The sequence below is a fragment of the Citrobacter sp. RHB20-C16 genome, from assembly GCF_013890155.1.
GTDB classification, from domain to species: Bacteria; Pseudomonadota; Gammaproteobacteria; order Enterobacterales; family Enterobacteriaceae; genus Citrobacter_A; species Citrobacter_A amalonaticus.
On record NZ_CP057630.1, the window covers coordinates 842,101 to 863,789 of the forward strand.

A 21,689-nucleotide genomic window follows, 5' to 3' on the forward strand; every position below is an offset into this window, starting at 1 on the left:
CATTTTTGGAAGCACTATGAGCGCAATATCCCTGATCCAGCCAGACAGAGATCTCTTCTCCTGGCCTCAGTACTGGGCGGCCTGTTTTGGTCCCGCTCCTTTTTTGCCGATGTCACGCGACGAAATGGATCAACTTGGCTGGGATAGCTGCGACATTATTCTGGTAACCGGCGACGCCTATGTCGATCACCCGAGTTTTGGTATGGCGATTTGTGGTCGAATGCTGGAAGCACAGGGCTTCCGTGTCGGCATCATTGCGCAGCCGGACTGGAACAGCAAAGACGACTTTATGCGTCTGGGCAAACCGAACCTGTTCTTTGGCGTAACCGCTGGCAACATGGACTCGATGATCAACCGCTACACTGCCGATCGCCGCCTGCGCCATGACGATGCCTACACGCCGGATAACGTCGCGGGCAAGCGCCCGGACCGCGCCACGCTGGTCTATACCCAGCGCTGTAAAGAGGCGTGGAAAGATGTGCCGGTGATCCTCGGTGGTATTGAAGCGAGCCTGCGTCGTACCGCGCATTACGATTATTGGTCTGATACCGTGCGCCGTTCCGTGCTGGTGGATTCTAAAGCCGATATGCTGATGTTTGGCAACGGCGAGCGTCCGTTGGTGGAAGTGGCGCACCGTCTGGCGATGGGTGAAACCATCGATCAGATCCGCGATGTGCGTAACACGGCGATTATGGTGAAAGAAGCGCTGCCTGGCTGGAGCGGCGTCGATTCCACGCGTCTGGATACGCCGGGGAAAATCGATCCGATCCCGCATCCGTATGGTGAAGATTTGCCGTGCGCCGACAACAAACCGGTTGCCCCGAAAAAGCAGGAAGCGAAAGCCATTACCGTGCAGCCCGCGCGTCCGAAACCGTGGGAAAAAACCTACGTTCTGCTGCCGTCCTTTGAAAAAGTGAAGGGCGACAAAGTGCTGTATGCGCACGCTTCGCGGATCCTGCACCATGAAACCAACCCAGGCTGTGCGCGTGCGCTGATGCAAAAGCATGGCGATCGCTACATCTGGATCAACCCGCCGGCGATCCCACTCTCTACTGAAGAGATGGACAGCGTTTTTGCCCTACCGTATAAGCGCGTGCCACACCCGGCATACGGCAACAGCCGCATCCCGGCCTACGAGATGATCCGTTTCTCGATCAACATCATGCGCGGCTGTTTCGGTGGTTGCTCGTTCTGTTCGATCACCGAACACGAAGGACGCATTATTCAGAGCCGTTCTGAAGATTCAATCATCAATGAGATTGAAGCGATCCGCGATACCGTGCCGGGTTTTACCGGCGTGATCTCCGATCTCGGCGGACCGACGGCCAACATGTATATGCTGCGCTGTAAGTCACCGCGCGCAGAACAGACCTGTCGTCGTCTGTCGTGTGTTTATCCGGATATCTGTCCGCATATGGATACCAACCACGAGCCGACGATCAACCTCTATCGCCGCGCGCGCGATCTGAAAGGCATCAAGAAGATCCTGATTGCCTCCGGCGTGCGTTACGACATCGCAGTGGAAGATCCGCGCTATATCAAAGAGCTGGCGAGCCACCACGTCGGCGGTTATCTGAAGATTGCGCCGGAACATACCGAAGAAGGGCCGTTGTCGAAGATGATGAAGCCGGGTATGGGCAGCTATGACCGCTTCAAACAACTGTTCGATCTCTACTCGAAGCAGGCCGGGAAAGAGCAGTATCTGATCCCGTACTTCATCTCCGCGCATCCGGGAACGCGTGACGAGGATATGGTGAATCTGGCGCTGTGGTTGAAGAAACATCGCTTCCGTCTCGATCAGGTGCAGAACTTCTATCCGTCGCCGCTGGCCAACTCGACCACCATGTATTACACCGGCAAAAACCCGCTGGGTAAGATTGGCTATAAGAGTGAAGATGTGGTGGTGCCGAAGGGAGATAAGCAGCGTCGTCTGCATAAAGCGCTGCTGCGTTACCACGATCCGGCTAACTGGCCGATGATCCGTCAGGCGCTGGAAGAGATGGGGAAAAAACATCTGATTGGTGGACGTCGCGAGTGTCTGGTACCGGCGCCGACGCTGGAAGAGATGCGCGAAGCGCGCCGTCAGAACCGTAACACCCGTCCGGCGCTGACCAAGCATACGCCGGTGGCGCATCAGCGTCAGACGCCAGCCGCCAACAAAAAGCGTACCAAAGTCGCCGGGCGATAATGGGGTTGCCCGGTGGTAAACACCGGGCTTATTAAAAGAGAAGGGAATTAGCCGCCGAACTGATCCGGATCGGGCCCCAGGCGCTTGCCCTGATCGAGCTTCGCAATCTCACCAAGTTCGTCTTTGTCGAGTCGGAAATCCCAGACGTCGAAGTTCTCGGCGATACGCGATGGCGTGACGGATTTCGGGATCACGACCAGACCGTTATCCAGATGCCAGCGAATGACAATCTGCGCCGGTGTTTTACCGTATTTATCCGCCAGATCACGAATGATTTTTTGATCGAAAACGCCTTCGCCACCCTGTGCCAGCGGACTCCAGGATTCCGTCTGGATTTTGTGCGTCGCATTCCACGCGTGTAGCTGGCGCTGTTGCATCAGCGGATGCAGTTCGATCTGGTTAATCACCGGCGTAACGCCCGTTTCGTCAATCAGGCGCTGGAGGTGGTTGACCTGGAAATTACACACACCGATGCTCTTAATCAGCCCCTCTTTTTGCAGATCGATCATGCCTTGCCAGGCGGAAACATAGTGATCGATTGCCGGAACCGGCCAGTGCATCAGATACAGGTCGAGATAATCTAACTGGAGTTTTTCCAGACTCTCCATCAACGCGTCGCGGGGGCGTTTCTGATCGTCATTCCACAGCTTGGTGGTGATGAACAACTCATCGCGGGGGAGACCTGCGCTGGCTAACGCTTTGCCGACGCCGTCTTCATTTTTGTAGGCGGCGGCGGTATCTATGGACCGATAGCCGACTTCCAGTGCTTTATGAATGGCGGAGACGACCTCGTCGTTACCGGCTTTCCATACGCCTAACCCCAGTTGGGGCATTACATTGCCATCCTGAAGCTTAATTACGGTTTGGTTTGCCATTTTTCCTCCTTCATGTGCTCATCACCGGAGGGGGACTCCGGTGATGTAAGGTGACTTAAGTCTGGACGAAATGCCCAAAAACGAAAGTCAGAGGTGAAAAAAGCTTAGCGCGCTGCCTCGTAAATGCGGCGGCTGACATCCAGGGTAATGTCTTTACGCTCACCCAGTTGCGTCATGCCGTGCTCTTCCAGTTTCGCCAGCAGAGCCGGGATTGAACTGCCGTCAAGGCCATAGCCAGACAGGCGAGTCGGGACGCCCAGTTGCTCGAAGAAATTACGGGTGGCTGCAATCGCGGCATCAATACGCTCATCTTCAGAACCGTCGGTGATGTTCCACACGCGCTCTGCATATTGCAGCAGTTTTTCGCGTTTGGTATCGCGTTTTTCATTCCACAGTGCGGGCAGAACGACCGCCAGCGTCTGAGCGTGATCCAGACCGTGCATCGCTGTTAGTTCATGGCCCAACATATGGGTTGCCCAGTCCTGCGGCACGCCTGCGCCAATCAGGCCGTTCAGCGCCTGGGTGGCTGCCCACATAACGTTCGCACGTACATCGTAGTTTTCCGGGTCTTTTAGCGCTTTCGGGCCATCTTCCACCAGCGTCAGCAGAATGCCCTCCGCGAAGCGATCCTGAATTTTGGCATCAACCGGATATGTGACGTACTGTTCAACGGTATGCACAAACGCATCAACCACACCGTTCGCCACCTGACGTGGCGGAAGGGTGTAGGTATAAACCGGATCCAGTACCGCAAAGACCGGCTGCACATGGGCAGAATGGAAGGCCTGTTTGTCGCCGGTGGTTTTACGCGAGATAACCGCGCCTTTGTTGGATTCAGAACCGGTCGCCGGCAGCGTCAGCACAGAACCCATCGGGATTGCGCTTTTGATATCGCTACCGCTGGTTTGCAGGATATGCCACGGGTCAACGCCATCCGCATAGTGGGCGGCAGCAGCGATGAATTTGGTGCCATCAAGAACAGAACCCCCGCCGACGGCCAGCAGGAAGGTAATGTTCTCTTCACGGGCGATGTTGACTGCGTTCATCAGCGTTTCATACGACGGGTTAGGCTCAATGCCGCCAAATTCGCGCACGTCCAGGCCTTTCAGCGCCTCCTGGACCTGCGCCAGTACGCCCGTCTTTTTCACGCTGCCGCCGCCGTAGGTGATCAGCACGCGTGCGTCTTGTGGGATTTGTGCGCGCAGTTCAGCGATTGCGCCTTTACCAAACAGAATGCGGGTCGGGGTATGCAGATTAAAGTTATTCATTGCTCGTTCCCTTATGTGGGTAAAAAAAGAGGGCAGGAGGGTCTGCCGGATGGAGAACATTGTGGTCGTGCGCGGCTATCCTCTCAATGCTCATTTCTGCCAATGTCTTGCCCATTTCTCCAGGGCGCTGGAGAAAAGCGATAAATTTGCGCACAATCAAGGCGTCGTCATTCGTTGAGAAAATAACCCGTTATGAACCGCGAAGAGATCTGTTTACTGCTGACAGATAAAGTTAAGCAATTGAAAAACAATGAACATAAGCTCAATGAGCTGCTGCCGGACATCAGTCTGCTGTACGGTACTGAACCGGGTTTACGGACACCCGTGATGTACGACCCCGGCATCATATTTCTCTTTTCCGGTCATAAAATCGGTTACATCAATGAGCGGGTTTTCCGTTATGACGCCAATGAATACCTGCTGCTGACCGTACCTTTACCCTTCGAATGTGAAACCTATGCGACTCCGGACGTACCGCTCGCCGGATTTCGCATCAATGTCGATATCCTGCAATTGCAGGAACTGCTGATGGACATTGGCGAAGACGAACACTTTCAGCCGTCGATGGCGGCAAGTGGGATCAACTCCGCCACGCTCTCAGAAGAGATCCTCTGCGCGGCGGAACGTCTGCTCGACGTCATGGAGCGACCGCTGGACGCACGGATCCTCGGTAAACAGATTATCCGTGAAATCCTCTATCACGTTCTGACCGGGCCACGCGGCGGCGCGCTGCTGGCGCTGGTGAGTCGCCAGACCCATTTCAGCCTGATTAGCCGTGTGCTCAAACGCATTGAAAATAAGTACACCGAAAACCTCAACGTCGAGCAACTGGCGGCCGAAGCCAATATGAGCGTTTCTGCGTTCCATCATAATTTTAAGTCAGTGACCAGCACATCGCCGTTGCAGTATCTGAAAACCTATCGGTTACATAAAGCGCGGATGATGATAATTCACGACGGCATGAAGGCCAGCGCGGCGGCAATGCGGGTGGGTTATGAAAGCGCGTCGCAGTTTAGTCGTGAATTTAAGCGCTATTTCGGGGTGACGCCGGGGGAAGATGCGGCGCGGATCCGCACTATGCAGGGGAGTTAACGTTATTGTGAGTCAGCCGGATGAACGACGTGTCATCCGGCTGGATTCAGGTCAGGCGCTGCAGTATTTCTTCTTAATCACTACCACCACCGTGCCGATCAACCCCGCCGCCAGCAGAAAAATGGGCAGGATCATCAGGAAGGTCATGACCTGATCTTCATGGCGCTTCACAAACGGGATCATGCTAAGTGCGTAGCCAAAGCTGGTGACCACGCCGACCCACAGCAGCCCGCTCAGCCAGTTGAAAAACTGGAAGCGACGGTTAGAGAGCCCGGAAATCCCCGCCATGGTTGGCAGTAGTGTGCGCACGAACGCCAGAAAACGGCCTGCCAGCAGCGCCAGCAGACCGTGACGGTCAAACATGCAGGTCGCGCGCTGGTGGTATTTCGCCGGAAGTTGCGCCAGCCAGCCTTTTACCGTTCGCGTATTGCCCAGCCAGCGTCCCTGAATATAACTGAGCCAACAGCCGAGGCTGGCCGCTGTCGTCAGGATCAGCAGGGTAGGAACAAAGCTCATGACGCCTTGCGCGACCAATGCGCCTGCTAAGAGCAGCAGACTATCGCCGGGCAAAAATGAGGCCGGTAACAGGCCATTCTCTAAAAACAGCGTGGCAAACATCACAAAGTAGACGACGCTAACAACATGTGGGTCCGCCAGCGCGGCAAAATCATGTTGCCAGAGCGCAGCGATAATATCTTGAATGACAGCCATGGACTTTCCTGTGGAACAGCGTTTACGCCTTAATAATCCTATTGTACTCCTGAACGGACCCGGATGACTTGATCCCGGGCGCAACAAATGCAGACAAATTCGTTCGACGTGTCTGCATAGATGTCCATTGGCGTCAATTTTACACGAGGCGGGAAAATCCGGCGGCTAAATCTGCAATCAGATCGTCAACATTCTCTAAACCAATGTGGAGACGAATCAGTGTGCCGCTGAAATCCACACCCCCTTCCGGGCGAATTTCTGCAATCTGTTCAGGCTGATTGGCCAGAATCAGCGACTCAAAACCGCCCCACGAATAGGCCATGCTGAAGAGGCTGAAGTGATCCAGATAAGCGGACAGCTCGTCATTATTGAGCTTTTTATTCAGCACAAACGAGAACAAGCCGCTGCTCCCCGTAAAGTCACGTTTCCAGAATTCGTGTCCTTTACTGCCTGGTAACGCCGGATGATTGACCCGCGCGACCTGTGGATGGGCTGCCAGCCATTCGGCAATTTTCAGACTGCTTTCATGATGCTGGCGCAGACGCACGCCCAGGGTGCGCAGCCCGCGGCTGGTCATATAGGCCGTATCGGCATCGACCATTTGTCCCATCAAATAGGCATTCTCGCGCAGTTGATCCCAACAGCGGGCGTTCGAAACGGCGGTACCGACCATGGCATCCGAGTGACCAATCAGGTACTTGGTCCCAGCCTGAATCGAAATATCAACACCGAAGTCGAGGGCTTTAAACAATATGCCCGCCGCCCAGGTGTTATCGATCATAATGATGGCGTCCGGCACAACGCGTCTGACAGCGGCGACAATTGCCGGGACGTCGTGGACTTCCATGGTCACGGAACCCGGAGACTCGAGGAAAACGACTTTGGTGTTGGGCTGAAGATGCTTAACTATGTCAGCGCCAATCAGCGGATCGAACCAGCCAGTGGTCACACCCAGTTTGCCGAGGATTTTGGTGCAGAAATCCTGGCTCGGCTCATAGGCCGTATTGGTCATCAGCACGTGATCGCCCTGTTCGACAAAAGCCAGAATCGTATTGGCGACGGCCGCCGCGCCGCAGGGGAAGAGCGCACAGCCAGCGCCGCCTTCGAGTTCACACATCGCTTCCTGCAGCGAGAAATGGGTTAATGTGCCGCGGCGCCCGTAAAAAAGTTCGCCGTTGGCGCGGTTGCGGGTGGCGTGCTTTTTGGCTTCGACCGTTTCAAAAACCAGCGAAGAAGCGCGCTGAATCACACTATTCACTGAGCCCAGCGTGTATTTTTTACTGCGCCCTGCGCCGACCAGTCGGGTGTCCAGTTGTTTATCTGCCATGTTGGGTTTCCTGTTTTTATACGTCTGGACGTCTAAACTATCACGAATGGAAAAATGCGCATCCCCAGGAACGGGATAAAGCACAATATTTTATCAAAATCGCCTCCCGTGACGTTTTACTGCGTAAGCGCAAGGAAAAGAAACCAAAGGTGCGGCACTATGTAAATAGTAATGAGAACGACTATCAATTCGACGTCGTTTTGATATTATTACGCTCAGAATTTGTGATTTGCGTCCTGGAGATACAGAGTGGGTAATAATTTGATGCAGACGGATCTTTCCGTCTGGGGTATGTATCAGCACGCCGATATCGTGGTTAAGTGCGTGATGATTGGTCTGATTCTGGCGTCAGTGGTCACCTGGGCTATCTTCTTCAGTAAGAGCGTTGAGTTCTTCTCCCTGAAGCGTCGGCTTAAACGCGAACATCAGCTGTTGGCGGACGCCCGCTCTCTGGATCAGGCAAGCGATATCGCAGCAAACTTTGGCGCCAATAGCTTAAGCACCCAATTGCTCAATGAAGCGCAGAACGAACTGGAACTGTCCCAGGGCAGTGAAGACAACGAAGGCATTAAAGAGCGTACCGGTTTTCGTCTGGAGCGTCGCGTTGCGGCAGCGGGACGTCAGATGGGGCGCGGAAATGGCTACCTGGCGACCATCGGGGCGATTTCGCCATTTGTCGGTCTCTTCGGTACGGTCTGGGGTATCATGAACAGTTTCATCGGGATTGCACAAACGCAGACCACTAACCTCGCCGTCGTCGCCCCCGGTATTGCTGAAGCGCTGCTGGCGACAGCCATCGGTTTGGTTGCGGCCATTCCTGCGGTGGTTATCTATAACATCTTTGCCCGTCAGATTGGCGGTCTTAAAGCGATGCTGGGCGATGTAGCGGCACAGGTGCTGTTACTGCAAAGCCGCGACCTGGATCTGGATGCAAGCGCATCTGCCCGTCCGGTGCGTACCGCGCAGAAATTACGTGTAGGGTAATGTTTCATGGCAATGCGTCTTAATGAAAATCTGGACGATAACGGTGAAATGCATGAAATCAACGTGACGCCGTTTATCGACGTTATGCTGGTACTGCTGATCATCTTTATGGTGGCTGCGCCGCTGGCGACAGTGGATGTGAAGGTCAATCTGCCCGCGTCCTCCAGTACGCCGCAACCGCGTCCGGAAAAACCGGTTTATCTGTCGGTCAAAGCGGACAACAGCATGTTCATTGGTAACGATCCGGTGACGGACGAGACCATGGTGGCAGAACTGAACGCGCTGACCGAAGGGAAGAAAGACACCACGATCTTCTTCCGTGCGGATAAAACCGTCGACTATGAAACCCTGATGAAGGTGATGGACACGCTGCATCAGGCTGGTTATCTGAAGATCGGTCTGGTCGGCGAAGAGGTCGCGAAAGCGAAATAATCGTTGTCGCCATGGGCACAATGAAAGAAAGGCCGGGTACGGCGTTATCGCTACCCGGCTTTTTTATTGCCCATCGCGCCGGGTTTGCACCTGACGTTCATTGAGCGCAACGGTAGTGATGGTAATCGTGCGGGTGTTTCCTTCGGCCAGTTTGCGCGTCAGTCGCAGCGTGGCGGTCTCACGAGCCAGCAAATGCTGCCAGGTGCTCTCCAGTCGCGCCATGATTTTGTCACCCAGCGCCGGGTTCTGTTTGATAATGGCGTTGATCGCCGCGCCATAAATCTCTTCCTTCACCTGAAGCGCGTATATTTCCCGCCGGTTTTGCCATTTCAGACGAACCAGCGCCGCAGGAATAGAAGTCACTTCTTGCGCCACGCTTTCGAGGACCGCATTTTTATTGGCGATGAGTGCGGCAAGATTCTGCTTTAAGATAAATTGATCGCTTTTATTCTCATCTAAAGCCAAATAGACATTGTTATCTTCAACATCTTTAATCATTGTTCGTCGTCCAGAGAATAGAAAAGGGGTGAGTCTTTCTCCCGGGTAATTAAGTTAAGCCAAATTTCGTTGCCGTTTTCATTTATATGCGTGGTCATTTCAGTGATTATTTTACTTAAGGTCTGGGCATCGATATCGCCTTCAGCCTGTAACGCATTAATAACCCGAGCGAAAGTCTCAATTTTCGCTACCCGCTCAAGACGTTCTTTAAAATGACGGTCACGTTCTTCGAGTAGGATATTTTTAGATTGCCCGGTGGCGGTTGTGCTAATTAAGATATCGGCCTCATAATCACTGAGGGTTGTTTTTCCCTGAGTAAAATTATCATTATTTTCTACTGTTTCTTCCGTCTGACCTGACGCTGACAGATGAAAACGCGGTGGGACAAGGTGCTCAGGCAGCATGTCACAATATCCTTTAATATCAAATGTATAGTTATTTTTATTTGGCAGGTCGCGTTGACAATAACATGGGGTAATTTTAGAATCAAAAAAAATGGAGTCATTCTATGAACAGTATTTTTTATTCTGTCATTACCTTGCTATTGTTGACCGGCGGCGTGCTTTTATTAATGCGCGAGTTTAATAAACCGCGCAACGCTGAAGAACTGCCCTCTGAGACTCAATCAATACCGCTGACTAAAGAAGAGGGGGAGGACCATTTCTCCGCGCTGATGAATGCTATTACACCGGTATGGTACTGGCGCGTCAATCACGAATATATTGATTTCCTTCACGCAACAATAAAACGCATGACGATGGCGCAATTGAATGACACGCCAGGACTGTTTGACGCCCAGCGACGCTGCAGCGATCTCAATTCAGCGGTGTATAAATACTACGACACGATAAAAAAACGCTGTCTCAACGGCGAAAAAGTTCCCCATTCCGATCTCGATGTGCTGAACTTACGCCAGTGCTTCCGGGAGTTTAGCGTCGAGGCGTATCCATCGCTGGTGGCGCTGGTGTGGCCCGAGTATCAGCGCCCGTGGATCAATCCCGACGAAGTTTAAGGAGGATGTTGATCTGATGTTGCGCAATTGGGATATACTGTCGCCCGGTTTTTGCAACATCACAGGAATTTATGGAACGCTTTCTCGAAAACGTTATGTATGCGTCTCGCTGGCTGCTGGCCCCGGTCTACTTTGGTTTGTCGCTGGCGTTGGTTGCGCTGGCGCTAAAATTCTTTCAGGAAATTTTTCATGTTCTGCCCAATGTCTTTTCGATGGCAGAAGCTGACCTGATTCTGGTGCTGCTGTCCCTGGTGGATATGACGCTGGTCGGGGGACTGCTGGTAATGGTGATGTTTTCCGGCTATGAGAATTTCGTCTCGCAACTCGATATCGCTGAGGGACGGGAAAAACTGAACTGGCTGGGGAAGATGGATGCGACCTCACTGAAAAACAAAGTTGCGGCCTCGATTGTTGCTATCTCTTCCATTCATCTGTTGCGTGTATTTATGGATGCGAAAAACGTGCCGGATAACAAGCTGATGTGGTACGTCATTATCCATCTCACTTTCGTCTTGTCGGCGTTTTTGATGGGCTGCCTCGACCGGTTAAACCGCCATAAGCACTGACAGAACAGGCCGGGCAGCCCTTAACGCTACCCGGCGCTGAACGTTACTTATCGGACGATGCCTGCCAGAGGTTCAGTTGGCCGTCAGCGACATGCTTATCAATCTGCGTCAATTCTTCTGTGGTGAACGACAAATTTTGCAACGCCTGAACGTTTTCTTCCAGTTGCTCCGGGCGGCTTGCGCCAATCAGCACGGAAGTGACGCGATCGTCTTTCAGCAGCCAGCTAAGCGCCATTTGCGCCATTGACTGACCGCGCTGTTGCGCCATCTTATTAAGCAGACGCAGACTGCTGAGGTTAGCTTCCGTCAGCATATTCTCAGTCAGACCGCGCACTTTCTTCCCTTCGCGCTGCATACGTGAACCGTCCGGAATGCCGTTCAAATACTTCCCGGTGAGCAATCCCTGCGCCAGTGGCGTAAAGGCGATGCAGCCCACGCCATTGGCTTTCAACGTATCCAGCAAACCGCTTTTATCCACCCAGCGGTTCAGCAGGTTATAAGAGGGCTGATGGATCAGCAGCGGGATCTTCCATTCGCGCAAAAGCTCAGCCATTTTTTGTGTCCGCTCCGGCGAGTATGACGAAATACCAACATACAGCGCTTTCCCACTTTGCACAGCGTGTGCCAGCGCAGACGCCGTCTCTTCCATCGGCGTGTTTTCGTCCACGCGATGAGAATAGAAAATATCGACGTAATCCAGGCCCATCCGTTTCAGGCTCTGATCGAGACTGGCGAGCAGGTATTTACGCGAGCCGCCGGAACCATAAGGACCTGGCCACATGTCGTAACCGGCTTTGGTCGAAATAATCAGTTCATCACGATACTGGGCAAAGTCTTCGCGCAGCAGACGCCCGAAATTTTCTTCGGCGCTGCCCGGAGGCGGCCCATAGTTATTGGCTAAATCAAAGTGAGTAATGCCTAAATCAAAGGCTTTTCGCAACAGTGCGCGCTGCGAGTCGAGGGCTTGTACGTGACCGAAGTTGTGCCACAGACCGAGCGATAGCGCAGGCAGTTGGAGGCCGCTGTTACCGCAGTAGCGGTACTGCATATTCTCATAGCGGTCAGGGGAGGCGTTCCAGGACATGATGTCTCCTTTCTTGTGATGAATTTTCGAAACAGCGTTTTCATTCTATGCTTATAGAATCACAAATCCCGGAGATATGCGATGACGCGTCTGACAGCCAAAGATTTTCCGCAAGAATTACTCGATTATTATGACTACTACGCCCACGGGAAAATCTCAAAACGGGAGTTCCTCAATCTTGCGGCAAAGTACGCCGTTGGCGGGGTGACGGCGCTGGCGCTCTTCAATATGCTCAAGCCCAACTACGCGCTGGCGGAACAGGTGAAATTTACCGATCCCGATATATTGCCTGAGTATATTCATTATCCGTCACCAAACGGTCATGGCAGCGTGCGCGGGTATCTGGTGAAACCGGCCAACACAACGGACAAGGTCTCCGCCGTGGTGGTGGTGCATGAGAACCGGGGGCTGAATCCTTATATTGAAGATGTTGCAAGGCGGGTAGCAAAAGCGGGCTACATTGCGCTGGCGCCCGACGGTTTAAGCTCGGTAGGTGGCTATCCAGGAAATGATGAAGAAGGGAAGGTCTTGCAGCAGAAAGTGGATCCGACAAAGCTGATGAATGACTTTTTCGCTGCCGTCGAGTTTATGAAGCAACACCCGGACGCCAGCGGGAAAGTGGGGATCACCGGATTTTGTTACGGCGGTGGCGTCTCAAATGCCGCTGCCGTGGCCTATCCTGAACTGGCGTGTGCGGTGCCGTTTTATGGTCGCCAGCCTGCCGCTGCGGATGTGCCGAAGATAAAAGCGCCGATCCTACTGCACTACGCGGCGCTGGATAAAAATATCAATGAAGGCTGGCCCGCCTATGAAGCCGCGCTGAAGGCCAACAATAAGGTCTATGAAGCCTGGATCTATCCCGGTGTAAACCACGGATTTCATAATGATTCCACACCGCGATATGACGAGGCTGCCGCCGAATTAGCATGGAAACGAACGTTGGGATGGTTTGATAAATATTTATGATAAAAAAAAGGAAAATAAACGATTGATTAATACTGCTGGCATTTTTCATTATCTTTTATATGTATACAGCGACCAAGGATATTGTTTGCGAGAGTAAAAAAACTAAAAGTAAGTATATATTCTTCACTCTTTGCCGATAACGAAGGTGAGTCTCGCCAGATGGCGAATCCCTTTAATATGGCAAGGATATATCTATGCGACTTTTGCAAAACTTCACCATTCGTCTTGTCATGCTGACAATACTGGGCGTCTTTTGTCTTCTCTGGTCAGGAGTGGGATTATATAGCGTTCACGCGCTGTCAAAAGTGTCAGAAGGCAACGAAGTCGATCGCCATCTTGTTCGCCAGATGACGGTGCTCAGCCAGGGCAACGATCAATATTTCCGCTTTGTTACCCGCCTCAGTCGTGCGATGGAGTTGAAAGCCAGTGGCGGCACGCCGGATTTCGCTCCCGTGCAGCAGGCGCTGGATAACATGAGCAAAAAGTTGCAGGAAATGAAAACGCTCTCGCCAGGGCCGATGGATCCTGAGGTTGCCGCTGCGGTGCTGGCGAGCTGGCAGGATCTGCTCGATAAAGGCGTCACGCCGCAAATGCAACTGGCGCAGCAGGGCACGCAGAGTGCATGGAGTGAGCAGGCGAATAATGTGACGCCTGCGTTGAGCCGGGCGTTTGGTGCCAGTGCAGAACGCTTTAATAAGGCCGCAGGTGTGATGCTCGATCAAACCCGCGTCATGGTAGATGGCAAAACGTCGATCATCCGTACCCTAATCATTGGCGCGGTGATCCTGGGCATTGCAATTCTCTTCTTCACCGATCGCTATCTGGTGACCATGCTGGTGAAACCGCTGGCGCGGATCCGCCAACAGTTTCGCCAGATTGCTCAGGGCGATCTCAGTCAGCCGATTGACGATATTGGCCGCAACTGCGTCGGCCAATTAGTGCCTTTATTACGGGCGATGCAGGACAGTCTGCGCGACGCCGTGAATACTATCCGTTCTGGCAGCGATAATATCTGGCGCGGCGCCACTGAAATCTCCAGCGGCAACAACGATCTTTCATCGCGAACGGAAGAGCAGGCTGCGGCGCTGGAAGAGACGGCTGCCAGCATGGAGCAGCTCACCGCAACGGTGAAACTGAATGCGGATAACGCCCGTCAGGCAAGTCTTCTGGCTGATGCGGCATCACGCACAGCAGGAAAAGGCGGTTCGCTGGTGTCCGAAGTGGTCGAGACCATGGACGGAATTTCCGCCAGCTCGAAGCAGATTGCGGAAATTACGACCGTCATCAATAGCATTGCCTTCCAGACCAACATTCTTGCATTGAACGCTGCGGTCGAAGCGGCGCGTGCGGGTGAGCAAGGGCGTGGATTTGCCGTCGTCGCAGGTGAAGTGCGTAATCTGGCAAGCCGCAGTGCAAACGCGGCAAAAGAGATTGAAACACTGATTGCCGAATCCGTGCGCCGCGTCGACCACGGCGCGACGCTGGTGAAGGATACCGGCTCAACGATGGAGGCGCTCCTGCGTGGCGTGACGGAAGTGAACACCATCATGAAACAAATTGCCTCGGCGTCTGAAGAACAGAGCAAAGGGATTTCGCAGGTGGGCGTTGCGATTACTCAGATGGATGGCGTTACGCAGCAAAACGCCGCGCTGGTGGAGCAGGTTTCCGCCGCGGCTGCGGCGCTGGAGAGACAAACGGAAGATTTACAACGTTCTGTGCAACAGTTCCGGTTATCGCAAAATGACGCCTCCAGTCTCCCCGGAAAAGGTGCCGCTCCCGCCGGGCAGCGACGCCCGACTCCCACAGCGGCAGGCGATGAATGGGTGGCATTCTAAGGCCCAGTAAAAAGTCGCTGAACCCTCTGGCCTTTGCTTAAAATATCGCTATATAATTTATTGTATAGCGATTAAGGAGAGGTCATGAATAATCATTTTGGCAAGGGTCTGATGGCCGGATTAAACGCCACGCAGGCTGACAGCGCCCGAAACGTAGCGAAATTTTGTTCGGATTATAAACGTGGCTTCGTACTAGGATTCTCGCATCGCATGTTTGAAAAAACCGGCGACAGGCAACTCAGCGCCTGGGAAGCGGGGATCCTGACGCGTCGCTATGGGTTAGATAAAGAAATGGTGATGGATTTCTTTCGGGAAAATCAGTCCAGCATCACGATTCGTTTTTTTATGGCCGGCTATCGACTCGAAGGTTGATCCAAAGGGGGTATTATCTTGCTTTAATTAATTACACTACCGGCTATTCCCTTCGTTTTAGTATCCCCTCGCAGTATCATAGACTACATAACCATAACAAAAGTGTGGTAAATGGCGCACCGATCGCAGTTACGGTTTTGCGATTGATGCAAAATAAGAGCCAGGTCTTCGTAACGGAATAACTATAAAATGACTGGAGATAACACTCTCATCAATTCCCATGGCGTCAACCGCCGTGATTTCATGAAGCTTTGTGCAGCACTCGCCGCCACAATGGGGCTTAGCAGCAAAGCCGCCGCCGAAATGGCTGAGTCGGTATCCCGTCCGCAGCGCCCGCCGGTTGTCTGGATTGGTGCTCAGGAATGCACGGGCTGTACCGAATCCCTGCTTCGCGCGACCCACCCTACGGTAGAAAACCTTGTCCTGGAGACCATCTCTCTGGAATACCATGAGGTGCTTTCCGCCGCCTTCGGCCACCAGGTTGAAGAGAACAAACACAATGCGCTCGAGAAATACAAAGGGCAGTATGTGTTGGTCGTTGATGGTTCCATCCCGCTAAAAGATAACGGTATTTACTGCATGGTTGCCGGTGAGCCCATTGTGGATCATATCCGCAAAGCGGCAGAAGGCGCGGCGGCAATTATCGCTATCGGTTCCTGCGCTGCATGGGGCGGCGTCGCCGCTGCTGGCGTGAACCCGACCGGTGCGGTTGGCCTGCAGGAAGTTCTGCCGGGTAAAACCATCATCAACATTCCGGGCTGTCCGCCGAACCCGCATAACTTCCTGGCGACCGTCGCCCATATCATCACCTGGGGCAAGCCGCCGAAGCTGGATGCGAAAAACCGTCCGACCTTCGCTTATGGCCGCCTGATTCACGAGCACTGCGAACGTCGTCCGCACTTCGATGCGGGTCGCTTTGCGAAAGAGTTCGGCGATGAAGGTCACCGCGAAGGCTGGTGCCTCTACCACCTCGGCTGTAAAGGGCCTGAGACCTGGGGCAACTGCTCCACACTGCAATTTTGCGACGTTGGCGGCGTCTGGCCGGTGGCGATTGGTCACCCATGCTACGGCTGCAACGAAGAAGGCGTTGGTTTCCATAAGGGCATTCACCAACTTGCTCACGTGGAAAATCAGACACCCCGCTCCGAAAAACCTGATGTGAACATGAAAGAGGGCGGCAACATTTCTGCCGGCGCTATTGGGTTGCTTGGCGGCGTTGTCGGTCTGGTGGCCGGCGTCAGCGTGATAGCGGTACGTGAACTGGGGCGTCAGCAAAAGAAAGATAACGCTGACTCACGGGGAGAATAACCGTGAACAGACGTAACTTTATCAAAGCAGCCTCCGGCGGGGCGTTGCTGTTAGGCGCTGCGCCGTCTATCAGCCACGCGGCTGCAGAAAATCGCCCGCCCATCCCCGGTTCTCTGGGTATGTTGTATGACTCGACGCTGTGCGTGGGCTGTCAGGCCTGTGTGACCAAGTGTCAGGATATCAACTTCCCGGCGCGTAACCCGGAAGGGGAGCAGACCTGGTCGAACAACGACAAACTGTCGCCGTACACCAATAACATCATTCAGGTGTGGCGTAGCGGTACAGGCGTGAATAAAGATCAGGAAGAGAACGGCTATGCATACATCAAGAAACAATGTATGCACTGCGTCGATCCCAACTGCGTTTCCGTCTGCCCGGTTTCCGCACTGAAAAAAGATCCGAAAACCGGCATCGTTCATTACAACAAAGACGTTTGTACCGGCTGCCGTTACTGCATGGTTGCCTGTCCGTACAACGTGCCGAAGTATGACTACAACAACCCGTTTGGTGCGCTTCACAAATGTGAATTGTGTAACCAGAAAGGCGTTGAGCGTCTCGATAAGGGCGGCTTGCCGGGCTGTGTTGAGGTTTGTCCTGCCGGTGCGGTCATTTTTGGTACCCGTGAAGAGTTGATGGCCGAGGCGCAAAAGCGTCTGGCGCTGAAGCCTGGCAGCGAATACCACTATCCGCGTCAAACCCTGAAAACGGGCGATACCTACGTGCATACTGTGCCGAAGTACTATCCACATCTTTACGGTGAAAAAGAGGGCGGTGGGACTCAGGTGCTGGTACTGACCGGGGTGCCTTACGAGAATCTGGATCTGCCGAAGCTGGATGAGATTTCAACCGGCGCGCGTTCCGAACATGTTCAACACACCCTGTATAAAGGCATGATGCTACCACTGGCCGTGCTGGCGGGCTTGACCGTGCTGGTTCGTCGTAATACCAAAAACGACCATCACGACGGAGGAGACGATCATGAGTCATGATCCTAAACCGCTGGGCGGCAAAATTATCAGCAAACCGGTCATCATCTTCGGGCCGTTAATCATCCTCTGTATGCTCCTGATCGTGAAGCGTCTGGTATTTGGATTGGGGTCTGTCTCCGATCTGAACGGCGGTTTCCCATGGGGCGTCTGGATTGCCTTTGACCTGTTAATCGGCACCGGCTTTGCCTGTGGCGGTTGGGCGCTGGCATGGGCGGTGTATGTCTTCAACCGGGGACAATACCATCCGCTGGTGCGTCCGGCGCTGCTGGCGAGTCTGTTTGGTTATTCTCTGGGTGGCTTGTCGATTACCATTGATGTGGGTCGTTACTGGAACCTGCCGTACTTCTACATTCCGGGTCACTTCAACGTGAACTCGGTGTTGTTCGAGACGGCGGTCTGTATGACCATCTACATTGGGGTGATGGCGCTGGAATTTGCCCCTGCGTTGTTTGAACGTCTGGGCTGGAAGGTGTCGCTGAAACGCCTGAATAAGCTGATGTTCTTCATCATCGCTCTCGGAGCGCTGTTGCCGACCATGCACCAGTCCTCAATGGGCTCGCTGATGATCTCGGCAGGCTACAAAGTGCATCCGCTGTGGCAAAGCTATGAAATGCTGCCGCTGTTCTCGGTATTGACCGCCTTTATTATGGGCTTCTCGATCGTCATCTTCGAAGGCTCTCTGGTTCAGGCTGGCCTGAGAGGAAAAGGCCCGGATGAGAAGAACCTGTTCATCAAGTTGACGAACACCATCAGCGTGATGTTGGCGATTTTTGTCGTACTGCGCTTTGGTGAGCTGGTTTACCGGGGCAAGCTGTCGTATGCCTTTGCCGGCGATTTCTACTCAGCAATGTTCTGGCTTGAAGTCGTGCTGATGGTCTTCCCGCTGGTCGTCCTGCGCGTTGCTAAATGGCGTAATGATTCACGCATGTTGTACCTGTCTGCGCTCAGCGCGCTGCTGGGTTGCGCGACATGGCGTCTGTCCTATTCGCTGGTGGCATTTAATCCAGGCGGCGGTTACCACTACTTCCCAACCTGGGAAGAACTGTTGATTTCTATTGGTTTTGTGGCTATTGAGATTTGCGCTTACATCGTACTCATTCGTCTACTGCCGATACTTCCTCCTTTAAAACAAAACGATCACAATCGTCATGAGGCGAGCAAAGCATGAGCCAGAGAATTACTATTGATCCCGTAACCCGTATTGAGGGGCACTTACGTATCGATTGCGAAATCGAAAACGGCGTTGTATCAAAAGCATGGGCCTCCGGTACCATGTGGCGCGGCATGGAAGAGATCGTGAAAAATCGCGATCCGCGTGATGCGTGGATGATTGTGCAACGTATTTGCGGCGTTTGTACGACTACGCACGCGATCTCCTCGGTTCGTGCGGCAGAAAGCGCGCTGAACATTGACGTTCCGGTTAACGCACAATACATCCGTAACATCATTCTTTCAGCGCATACCACTCATGACCATATCGTTCACTTCTATCAGCTTTCGGCGCTGGACTGGGTGGATATTACCTCGGCGCTGAAAGCCGATCCGGCAAAAGCGTCAGCGATGCTGAACGGCGTGTCGACCTGGCATCTGAACAGCGCGGAAGAGTTCACGAAAGTTCAGAACAAGATCAAAGACCTGGTCGCCAGCGGCCAGTTGGGGATTTTCGCCAACGGTTACTGGGGACATCCGGCGATGAAACTGCCGCCGGAAGTGAACCTGATTGCGGTAGCTCACTATCTGCAGGCGCTGGAATGCCAGCGTGATGCTAACCGCGTGGTGGCACTGCTGGGCGGTAAAACGCCGCACATCCAGAACCTGGCGGTGGGGGGTGTTGCCAACCCGATCAACCTCGACGGTCTGGGCGTACTGAACCTGGAACGCCTGATGTACATCAAGTCCTTCATCGACAAGCTGAGCGACTTTGTTGAACAGGTGTACAAGGTCGATACTGCGGTTATCGCCGCGTTCTATCCAGAATGGCTGGAGCGCGGTAAGGGGGCGGTTAACTATCTGGCTGCACCGGAATTCCCGACCGACGGTAAAAACGGCAGCTTCCTGTTCCCTGGCGGTTATATTGAGAATGCCGATCTGGCGAGCTATCGTCCGATCTCCTCTCACTCCGACGAGTACCTGATCAAAGGGATCCAGGAGAGCGCCAAACATGCCTGGTATAAAGACGAAGCTCCGCAGGCACCGTGGGAAGGGACGACCATTCCGGAATATAACGGCTGGTCGGATGATGGCAAATATTCATGGGTGAAATCTCCGACCTTCTACGGTAAAACCGTCGAAGTGGGGCCGCTGGCGAATATGCTGGTTAAACTGGCGTCCGGACGTGAGGCCACGAAAGCGAAACTGAATGAAATCATCGCGATTTATCAGAAGCTGACGGGCAAAACGCTGGAAGTGGCGCAGTTGCACTCTACGCTGGGGCGTATTATTGGTCGTACCGTTCACTGCTGTGAACTACAGGGTATCCTGCAGAATCAGTACAGCGCGCTGATTGCCAATATCGGCAAAGGTGACCACACCACGTTCGTGAAACCGAATATTCCGGCGACAGGCGAATTTAAAGGTGTGGGTTTCCTTGAAGCACCGCGCGGGATGCTTTCTCACTGGATGGTGATTAAAGACGGTATCATCAGTAACTATCAGGCGGTTGTACCGTCAACCTGGAACTCCGGCCCGCGTAACTTCAACGATGACGTCGGTCCGTACGAACAGTCGCTGGTAGGTACGCCGATTGCCGATCCGGAAAAACCGCTTGAAGTAGTACGTACTATTCACTCCTTCGATCCTTGTATGGCGTGTGCGGTACACGTTGTTGACGCTGACGGGAACGAAGTTGTCTCTGTGAAGGTTCTGTAATGCGGATTTTAGTCTTAGGGGTCGGCAATATTTTGCTGACCGATGAAGCCATCGGCGTTCGTATCGTTGAAGCCTTAGAGCAGCGATATGAATTGCCGGATTTCGTTGAAATCCTCGATGGCGGTACGGCGGGTATGGAGTTGCTCGGCGACATGGCGAACCGGGATCATCTGATCATCGCGGACGCCATTGTCTCGAGAAAAAACACCCCGGGTACGATCATGGTCCTGCGGGATGATGAAGTGCCGGCGCTGTTTACCAACAAAATCTCCCCGCATCAATTGGGCCTGGCCGACGTTCTGTCGGCCCTTCGCTTTACCGGCGAGTTTCCGAAAAAACTGACGCTAATTGGCGTCATTCCGGAATCGCTGGAGCCGAACATTGGTTTAACGCCAACGGTTGAAGCGATGATTGAACCTGCGCTTGCGCAGGTTCTGGCTGCGCTGCGTGAGTCGGGCGTTGAAGCGATCCCTCGGGAGGCGACGCATGTCTGAGGAGATTTCCGGGTTCCAGACTGCTCCGAAAGCACAGGTTCAGGCTGCGTTTGAAGCGATTGCGCAGCGTTCAATGCACGATCTGTCCTTTCTACATCCTGATATGCCAGTGTATGTCTCTGACTTTACATTGTTTGAAGGGCAGTGGACGGGATGTGTGATTACGCCGTGGATGCTGAGCGCGCTGATTTTCCCCGGACCAGACCAGCTCTGGCCAGTGCGTAAAGTCAGTGAAAAGCTTGGGTTGCGTCTGCCGTATGGCACGATGACATTCACGGTGGGCGAACTGGATGGTGTATCGCAATACCTCTCCTGCTCGCTGATGTCACCGCTCAATCACAGTATGTCGTCTGAAGAGGGCGTACGTCTGGCTGATGACTGCGCGCGCATGCTGTTGTCGCTGCCGGTCAGCGATCCGGATGCGCCGCAGACAAGCCGTCGCGCGCTGCTGTTCGGGCGTCGGGGTTTGCATAATGCATGAGCTGTCTCTTTGCCAGAGTGCGGTTGAAATCATTCAACAGCAGGCTGAACAGCATGGCGTAAAGCGCGTCACCGGCGTGTGGCTGGAGATTGGCGCGCTGTCCTGTGTTGAAGAGAGCGCGGTACGTTTTAGCTTTGATATTGTCTGCCAGGGGACGGTGGCGCAAGGCTGTGAATTGCACATCGATTACAAACCGGCGCAGGCATGGTGCTGGGATTGCAGTCAGGCGGTTGAAATCACCCAACACGATGCGCAATGTCCGCGTTGTCATGGCGACCGACTGCGTGTTGATACCGGCGATTCGCTGAAAGTGAAAAGTATTGAAGTTGAATAACCTAT

24 protein-coding genes are annotated in these 21,689 nt (G+C 53.5%); 17 read left to right on the forward strand and 7 right to left on the reverse strand.

Annotation, left to right across the window (positions count from 1 at the left end; genetic code table 11):
* Positions 1 to 16: 16 nt before the first annotated feature.
* Positions 17 to 2,188, forward strand: a complete 2,172-nt coding sequence (locus tag HVX64_RS04195; protein WP_044255731.1) for a YgiQ family radical SAM protein — start codon at positions 17 to 19, stop codon at positions 2,186 to 2,188.
* A 47-nt stretch (positions 2,189 to 2,235) separates the two neighbouring features.
* Here HVX64_RS04195 and dkgA read toward each other — a convergent pair whose 3' ends face one another.
* Both dkgA and yqhD read right to left on the reverse strand, forming a co-directional pair.
* The gene (gene dkgA, locus HVX64_RS04200) at positions 2,236 to 3,063 is read right to left on the reverse strand and encodes a 2,5-didehydrogluconate reductase DkgA (RefSeq protein WP_042998156.1); all 828 of its coding nucleotides are present in this window, start codon (positions 3,061 to 3,063) and stop codon (positions 2,236 to 2,238) included.
* A gap of 104 nt (positions 3,064 to 3,167) precedes the next feature.
* Positions 3,168 to 4,331 carry an alcohol dehydrogenase gene (gene yqhD / locus HVX64_RS04205; RefSeq protein ID WP_044255728.1) on the reverse strand — a complete coding sequence of 388 codons (1,164 nt, stop codon included), beginning with the start codon at positions 4,329 to 4,331 and terminating at the stop codon, positions 3,168 to 3,170.
* Between the two features lie 49 nt (positions 4,332 to 4,380).
* Between yqhD and HVX64_RS24225 the strand changes: the two genes are divergently transcribed.
* The gene (locus HVX64_RS24225; protein ID WP_099433653.1) at positions 4,381 to 4,509 is read left to right on the forward strand and encodes a hypothetical protein; all 129 of its coding nucleotides are present in this window, start codon (positions 4,381 to 4,383) and stop codon (positions 4,507 to 4,509) included.
* Positions 4,510 to 4,523: 14 nt separating this feature from the next.
* Positions 4,524 to 5,423 carry an AraC family transcriptional regulator gene (locus tag HVX64_RS04210; protein ID WP_181825297.1) on the forward strand — a complete coding sequence of 300 codons (900 nt, stop codon included), beginning with the start codon at positions 4,524 to 4,526 and terminating at the stop codon, positions 5,421 to 5,423.
* A 51-nt stretch (positions 5,424 to 5,474) separates the two neighbouring features.
* Here the strand turns inward: HVX64_RS04210 and yghB are convergent, their stop codons facing one another.
* Together yghB and metC are read right to left on the reverse strand one after the other, a co-directional pair.
* On the reverse strand, positions 5,475 to 6,134 hold the full coding sequence (gene yghB / locus HVX64_RS04215) for a DedA family general envelope maintenance protein YghB (protein WP_042998153.1): 660 nt from the start codon (positions 6,132 to 6,134) through the stop codon (positions 5,475 to 5,477).
* 139 nt (positions 6,135 to 6,273) lie between these two features.
* Entirely contained in the window at positions 6,274 to 7,461 is a 1,188-nt protein-coding gene (gene metC, locus HVX64_RS04220) for a cystathionine beta-lyase (RefSeq protein ID WP_044255725.1), read from the reverse strand.
* 249 nt (positions 7,462 to 7,710) lie between these two features.
* Between metC and exbB the strand changes: the two genes are divergently transcribed.
* Positions 7,711 to 8,445 carry a tol-pal system-associated acyl-CoA thioesterase gene (gene exbB, locus HVX64_RS04225; protein WP_044255722.1) on the forward strand — a complete coding sequence of 245 codons (735 nt, stop codon included), beginning with the start codon at positions 7,711 to 7,713 and terminating at the stop codon, positions 8,443 to 8,445.
* Between the two features lie 6 nt (positions 8,446 to 8,451).
* Positions 8,452 to 8,877, forward strand: a complete 426-nt coding sequence (exbD, locus tag HVX64_RS04230) for a TonB system transport protein ExbD (protein WP_042324207.1) — start codon at positions 8,452 to 8,454, stop codon at positions 8,875 to 8,877.
* A gap of 63 nt (positions 8,878 to 8,940) precedes the next feature.
* Here exbD and HVX64_RS04235 read toward each other — a convergent pair whose 3' ends face one another.
* Together HVX64_RS04235 and HVX64_RS04240 are read right to left on the reverse strand one after the other, a co-directional pair.
* Positions 8,941 to 9,372, reverse strand: a complete 432-nt coding sequence (locus HVX64_RS04235; protein ID WP_043001747.1) for a hypothetical protein — start codon at positions 9,370 to 9,372, stop codon at positions 8,941 to 8,943.
* The gene (locus HVX64_RS04240) at positions 9,372 to 9,779 is read right to left on the reverse strand and encodes a hypothetical protein (protein WP_042998150.1); all 408 of its coding nucleotides are present in this window, start codon (positions 9,777 to 9,779) and stop codon (positions 9,372 to 9,374) included. The genes HVX64_RS04235 and HVX64_RS04240 overlap by 1 nt, the downstream gene beginning before the upstream one ends.
* A gap of 104 nt (positions 9,780 to 9,883) precedes the next feature.
* Between HVX64_RS04240 and HVX64_RS04245 the strand changes: the two genes are divergently transcribed.
* Entirely contained in the window at positions 9,884 to 10,387 is a 504-nt protein-coding gene (locus HVX64_RS04245; RefSeq protein WP_042998149.1) for a hypothetical protein, read from the forward strand.
* Between the two features lie 71 nt (positions 10,388 to 10,458).
* On the forward strand, positions 10,459 to 10,953 hold the full coding sequence (locus HVX64_RS04250; RefSeq protein WP_042998148.1) for a TIGR00645 family protein: 495 nt from the start codon (positions 10,459 to 10,461) through the stop codon (positions 10,951 to 10,953).
* Between the two features lie 43 nt (positions 10,954 to 10,996).
* On the opposite strand, the gene HVX64_RS04255 is transcribed toward HVX64_RS04250, so the two are convergent.
* Entirely contained in the window at positions 10,997 to 12,037 is a 1,041-nt protein-coding gene (locus HVX64_RS04255; protein WP_044255719.1) for an aldo/keto reductase, read from the reverse strand.
* Positions 12,038 to 12,118: 81 nt separating this feature from the next.
* On the opposite strand from HVX64_RS04255, the gene yghX reads away from it, so the two are divergent.
* The 10 genes from yghX (at position 12,119) to hypA (ending at position 21,684) form a co-directional block, all read left to right on the forward strand.
* Entirely contained in the window at positions 12,119 to 13,003 is an 885-nt protein-coding gene (yghX, locus tag HVX64_RS04260) for a YghX family hydrolase (RefSeq protein ID WP_042998146.1), read from the forward strand.
* 194 nt (positions 13,004 to 13,197) lie between these two features.
* Positions 13,198 to 14,838 carry a methyl-accepting chemotaxis protein gene (locus HVX64_RS04265; protein ID WP_044255716.1) on the forward strand — a complete coding sequence of 547 codons (1,641 nt, stop codon included), beginning with the start codon at positions 13,198 to 13,200 and terminating at the stop codon, positions 14,836 to 14,838.
* Positions 14,839 to 14,922: 84 nt separating this feature from the next.
* Entirely contained in the window at positions 14,923 to 15,210 is a 288-nt protein-coding gene (locus HVX64_RS04270) for a DUF2623 family protein (RefSeq protein WP_042998144.1), read from the forward strand.
* 189 nt (positions 15,211 to 15,399) lie between these two features.
* Positions 15,400 to 16,518, forward strand: a complete 1,119-nt coding sequence (gene hybO, locus HVX64_RS04275; protein ID WP_181825298.1) for a hydrogenase 2 small subunit — start codon at positions 15,400 to 15,402, stop codon at positions 16,516 to 16,518.
* 2 nt (positions 16,519 to 16,520) lie between these two features.
* Complete coding sequence (gene hybA / locus HVX64_RS04280) at positions 16,521 to 17,507, forward strand: hydrogenase 2 operon protein HybA (protein ID WP_042998142.1); 987 nt, start codon at positions 16,521 to 16,523, stop codon at positions 17,505 to 17,507.
* On the forward strand, positions 17,497 to 18,675 hold the full coding sequence (hybB, locus tag HVX64_RS04285) for a Ni/Fe-hydrogenase cytochrome b subunit (protein ID WP_042998141.1): 1,179 nt from the start codon (positions 17,497 to 17,499) through the stop codon (positions 18,673 to 18,675). Before hybA ends, hybB begins: the two co-directional genes overlap by 11 nt.
* A complete protein-coding gene (hybC, locus tag HVX64_RS04290) occupies positions 18,672 to 20,375 on the forward strand; it encodes a hydrogenase 2 large subunit (RefSeq protein WP_042998140.1) in 1,704 nt (567 codons plus the stop codon). Before hybB ends, hybC begins: the two co-directional genes overlap by 4 nt.
* Complete coding sequence (locus tag HVX64_RS04295; RefSeq protein WP_042998139.1) at positions 20,375 to 20,869, forward strand: HyaD/HybD family hydrogenase maturation endopeptidase; 495 nt, start codon at positions 20,375 to 20,377, stop codon at positions 20,867 to 20,869. Before hybC ends, HVX64_RS04295 begins: the two co-directional genes overlap by 1 nt.
* Positions 20,862 to 21,350: a hydrogenase-2 assembly chaperone gene (hybE, locus tag HVX64_RS04300; RefSeq protein WP_044255712.1), complete on the forward strand. Its 489-nt coding sequence runs from the start codon at positions 20,862 to 20,864 to the stop codon at positions 21,348 to 21,350. Before HVX64_RS04295 ends, hybE begins: the two co-directional genes overlap by 8 nt.
* A complete protein-coding gene (hypA, locus tag HVX64_RS04305; RefSeq protein ID WP_042324177.1) occupies positions 21,343 to 21,684 on the forward strand; it encodes a hydrogenase maturation nickel metallochaperone HypA in 342 nt (113 codons plus the stop codon). Before hybE ends, hypA begins: the two co-directional genes overlap by 8 nt.
* Positions 21,685 to 21,689: the final 5 nt, after the last annotated feature.

What these genes read in the sequence shown, in the direction of transcription:
- dkgA (WP_042998156.1), bottom strand. Translation starts at nt 3,063, where the DNA reads ATGGCAAACCAAACCGTAATTAAGCTTCAGGATGGCAATGTAATGCCC.
- HVX64_RS24225 (WP_099433653.1), top strand. Translation starts at nt 4,381, where the DNA reads ATGGAGAACATTGTGGTCGTGCGCGGCTATCCTCTCAATGCTCATTTC.
- HVX64_RS04250 (WP_042998148.1), top strand. Translation starts at nt 10,459, where the DNA reads ATGGAACGCTTTCTCGAAAACGTTATGTATGCGTCTCGCTGGCTGCTG.
- hybE (WP_044255712.1), top strand. Translation starts at nt 20,862, where the DNA reads ATGTCTGAGGAGATTTCCGGGTTCCAGACTGCTCCGAAAGCACAGGTT.
- metC (WP_044255725.1), bottom strand. Translation starts at nt 7,461, where the DNA reads ATGGCAGATAAACAACTGGACACCCGACTGGTCGGCGCAGGGCGCAGT.
- yghX (WP_042998146.1), top strand. Translation starts at nt 12,119, where the DNA reads ATGACGCGTCTGACAGCCAAAGATTTTCCGCAAGAATTACTCGATTAT.
- HVX64_RS04195 (WP_044255731.1), top strand. Translation starts at nt 17, where the DNA reads ATGAGCGCAATATCCCTGATCCAGCCAGACAGAGATCTCTTCTCCTGG.
- HVX64_RS04295 (WP_042998139.1), top strand. Translation starts at nt 20,375, where the DNA reads ATGCGGATTTTAGTCTTAGGGGTCGGCAATATTTTGCTGACCGATGAA.
- hypA (WP_042324177.1), top strand. Translation starts at nt 21,343, where the DNA reads ATGCATGAGCTGTCTCTTTGCCAGAGTGCGGTTGAAATCATTCAACAG.
- exbD (WP_042324207.1), top strand. Translation starts at nt 8,452, where the DNA reads ATGGCAATGCGTCTTAATGAAAATCTGGACGATAACGGTGAAATGCAT.
- HVX64_RS04265 (WP_044255716.1), top strand. Translation starts at nt 13,198, where the DNA reads ATGCGACTTTTGCAAAACTTCACCATTCGTCTTGTCATGCTGACAATA.
- hybB (WP_042998141.1), top strand. Translation starts at nt 17,497, where the DNA reads ATGAGTCATGATCCTAAACCGCTGGGCGGCAAAATTATCAGCAAACCG.
- HVX64_RS04245 (WP_042998149.1), top strand. Translation starts at nt 9,884, where the DNA reads ATGAACAGTATTTTTTATTCTGTCATTACCTTGCTATTGTTGACCGGC.
- hybC (WP_042998140.1), top strand. Translation starts at nt 18,672, where the DNA reads ATGAGCCAGAGAATTACTATTGATCCCGTAACCCGTATTGAGGGGCAC.
- HVX64_RS04255 (WP_044255719.1), bottom strand. Translation starts at nt 12,037, where the DNA reads ATGTCCTGGAACGCCTCCCCTGACCGCTATGAGAATATGCAGTACCGC.
- hybO (WP_181825298.1), top strand. Translation starts at nt 15,400, where the DNA reads ATGACTGGAGATAACACTCTCATCAATTCCCATGGCGTCAACCGCCGT.
- HVX64_RS04240 (WP_042998150.1), bottom strand. Translation starts at nt 9,779, where the DNA reads ATGCTGCCTGAGCACCTTGTCCCACCGCGTTTTCATCTGTCAGCGTCA.
- yqhD (WP_044255728.1), bottom strand. Translation starts at nt 4,331, where the DNA reads ATGAATAACTTTAATCTGCATACCCCGACCCGCATTCTGTTTGGTAAA.
- HVX64_RS04210 (WP_181825297.1), top strand. Translation starts at nt 4,524, where the DNA reads ATGAACCGCGAAGAGATCTGTTTACTGCTGACAGATAAAGTTAAGCAA.
- HVX64_RS04270 (WP_042998144.1), top strand. Translation starts at nt 14,923, where the DNA reads ATGAATAATCATTTTGGCAAGGGTCTGATGGCCGGATTAAACGCCACG.
- yghB (WP_042998153.1), bottom strand. Translation starts at nt 6,134, where the DNA reads ATGGCTGTCATTCAAGATATTATCGCTGCGCTCTGGCAACATGATTTT.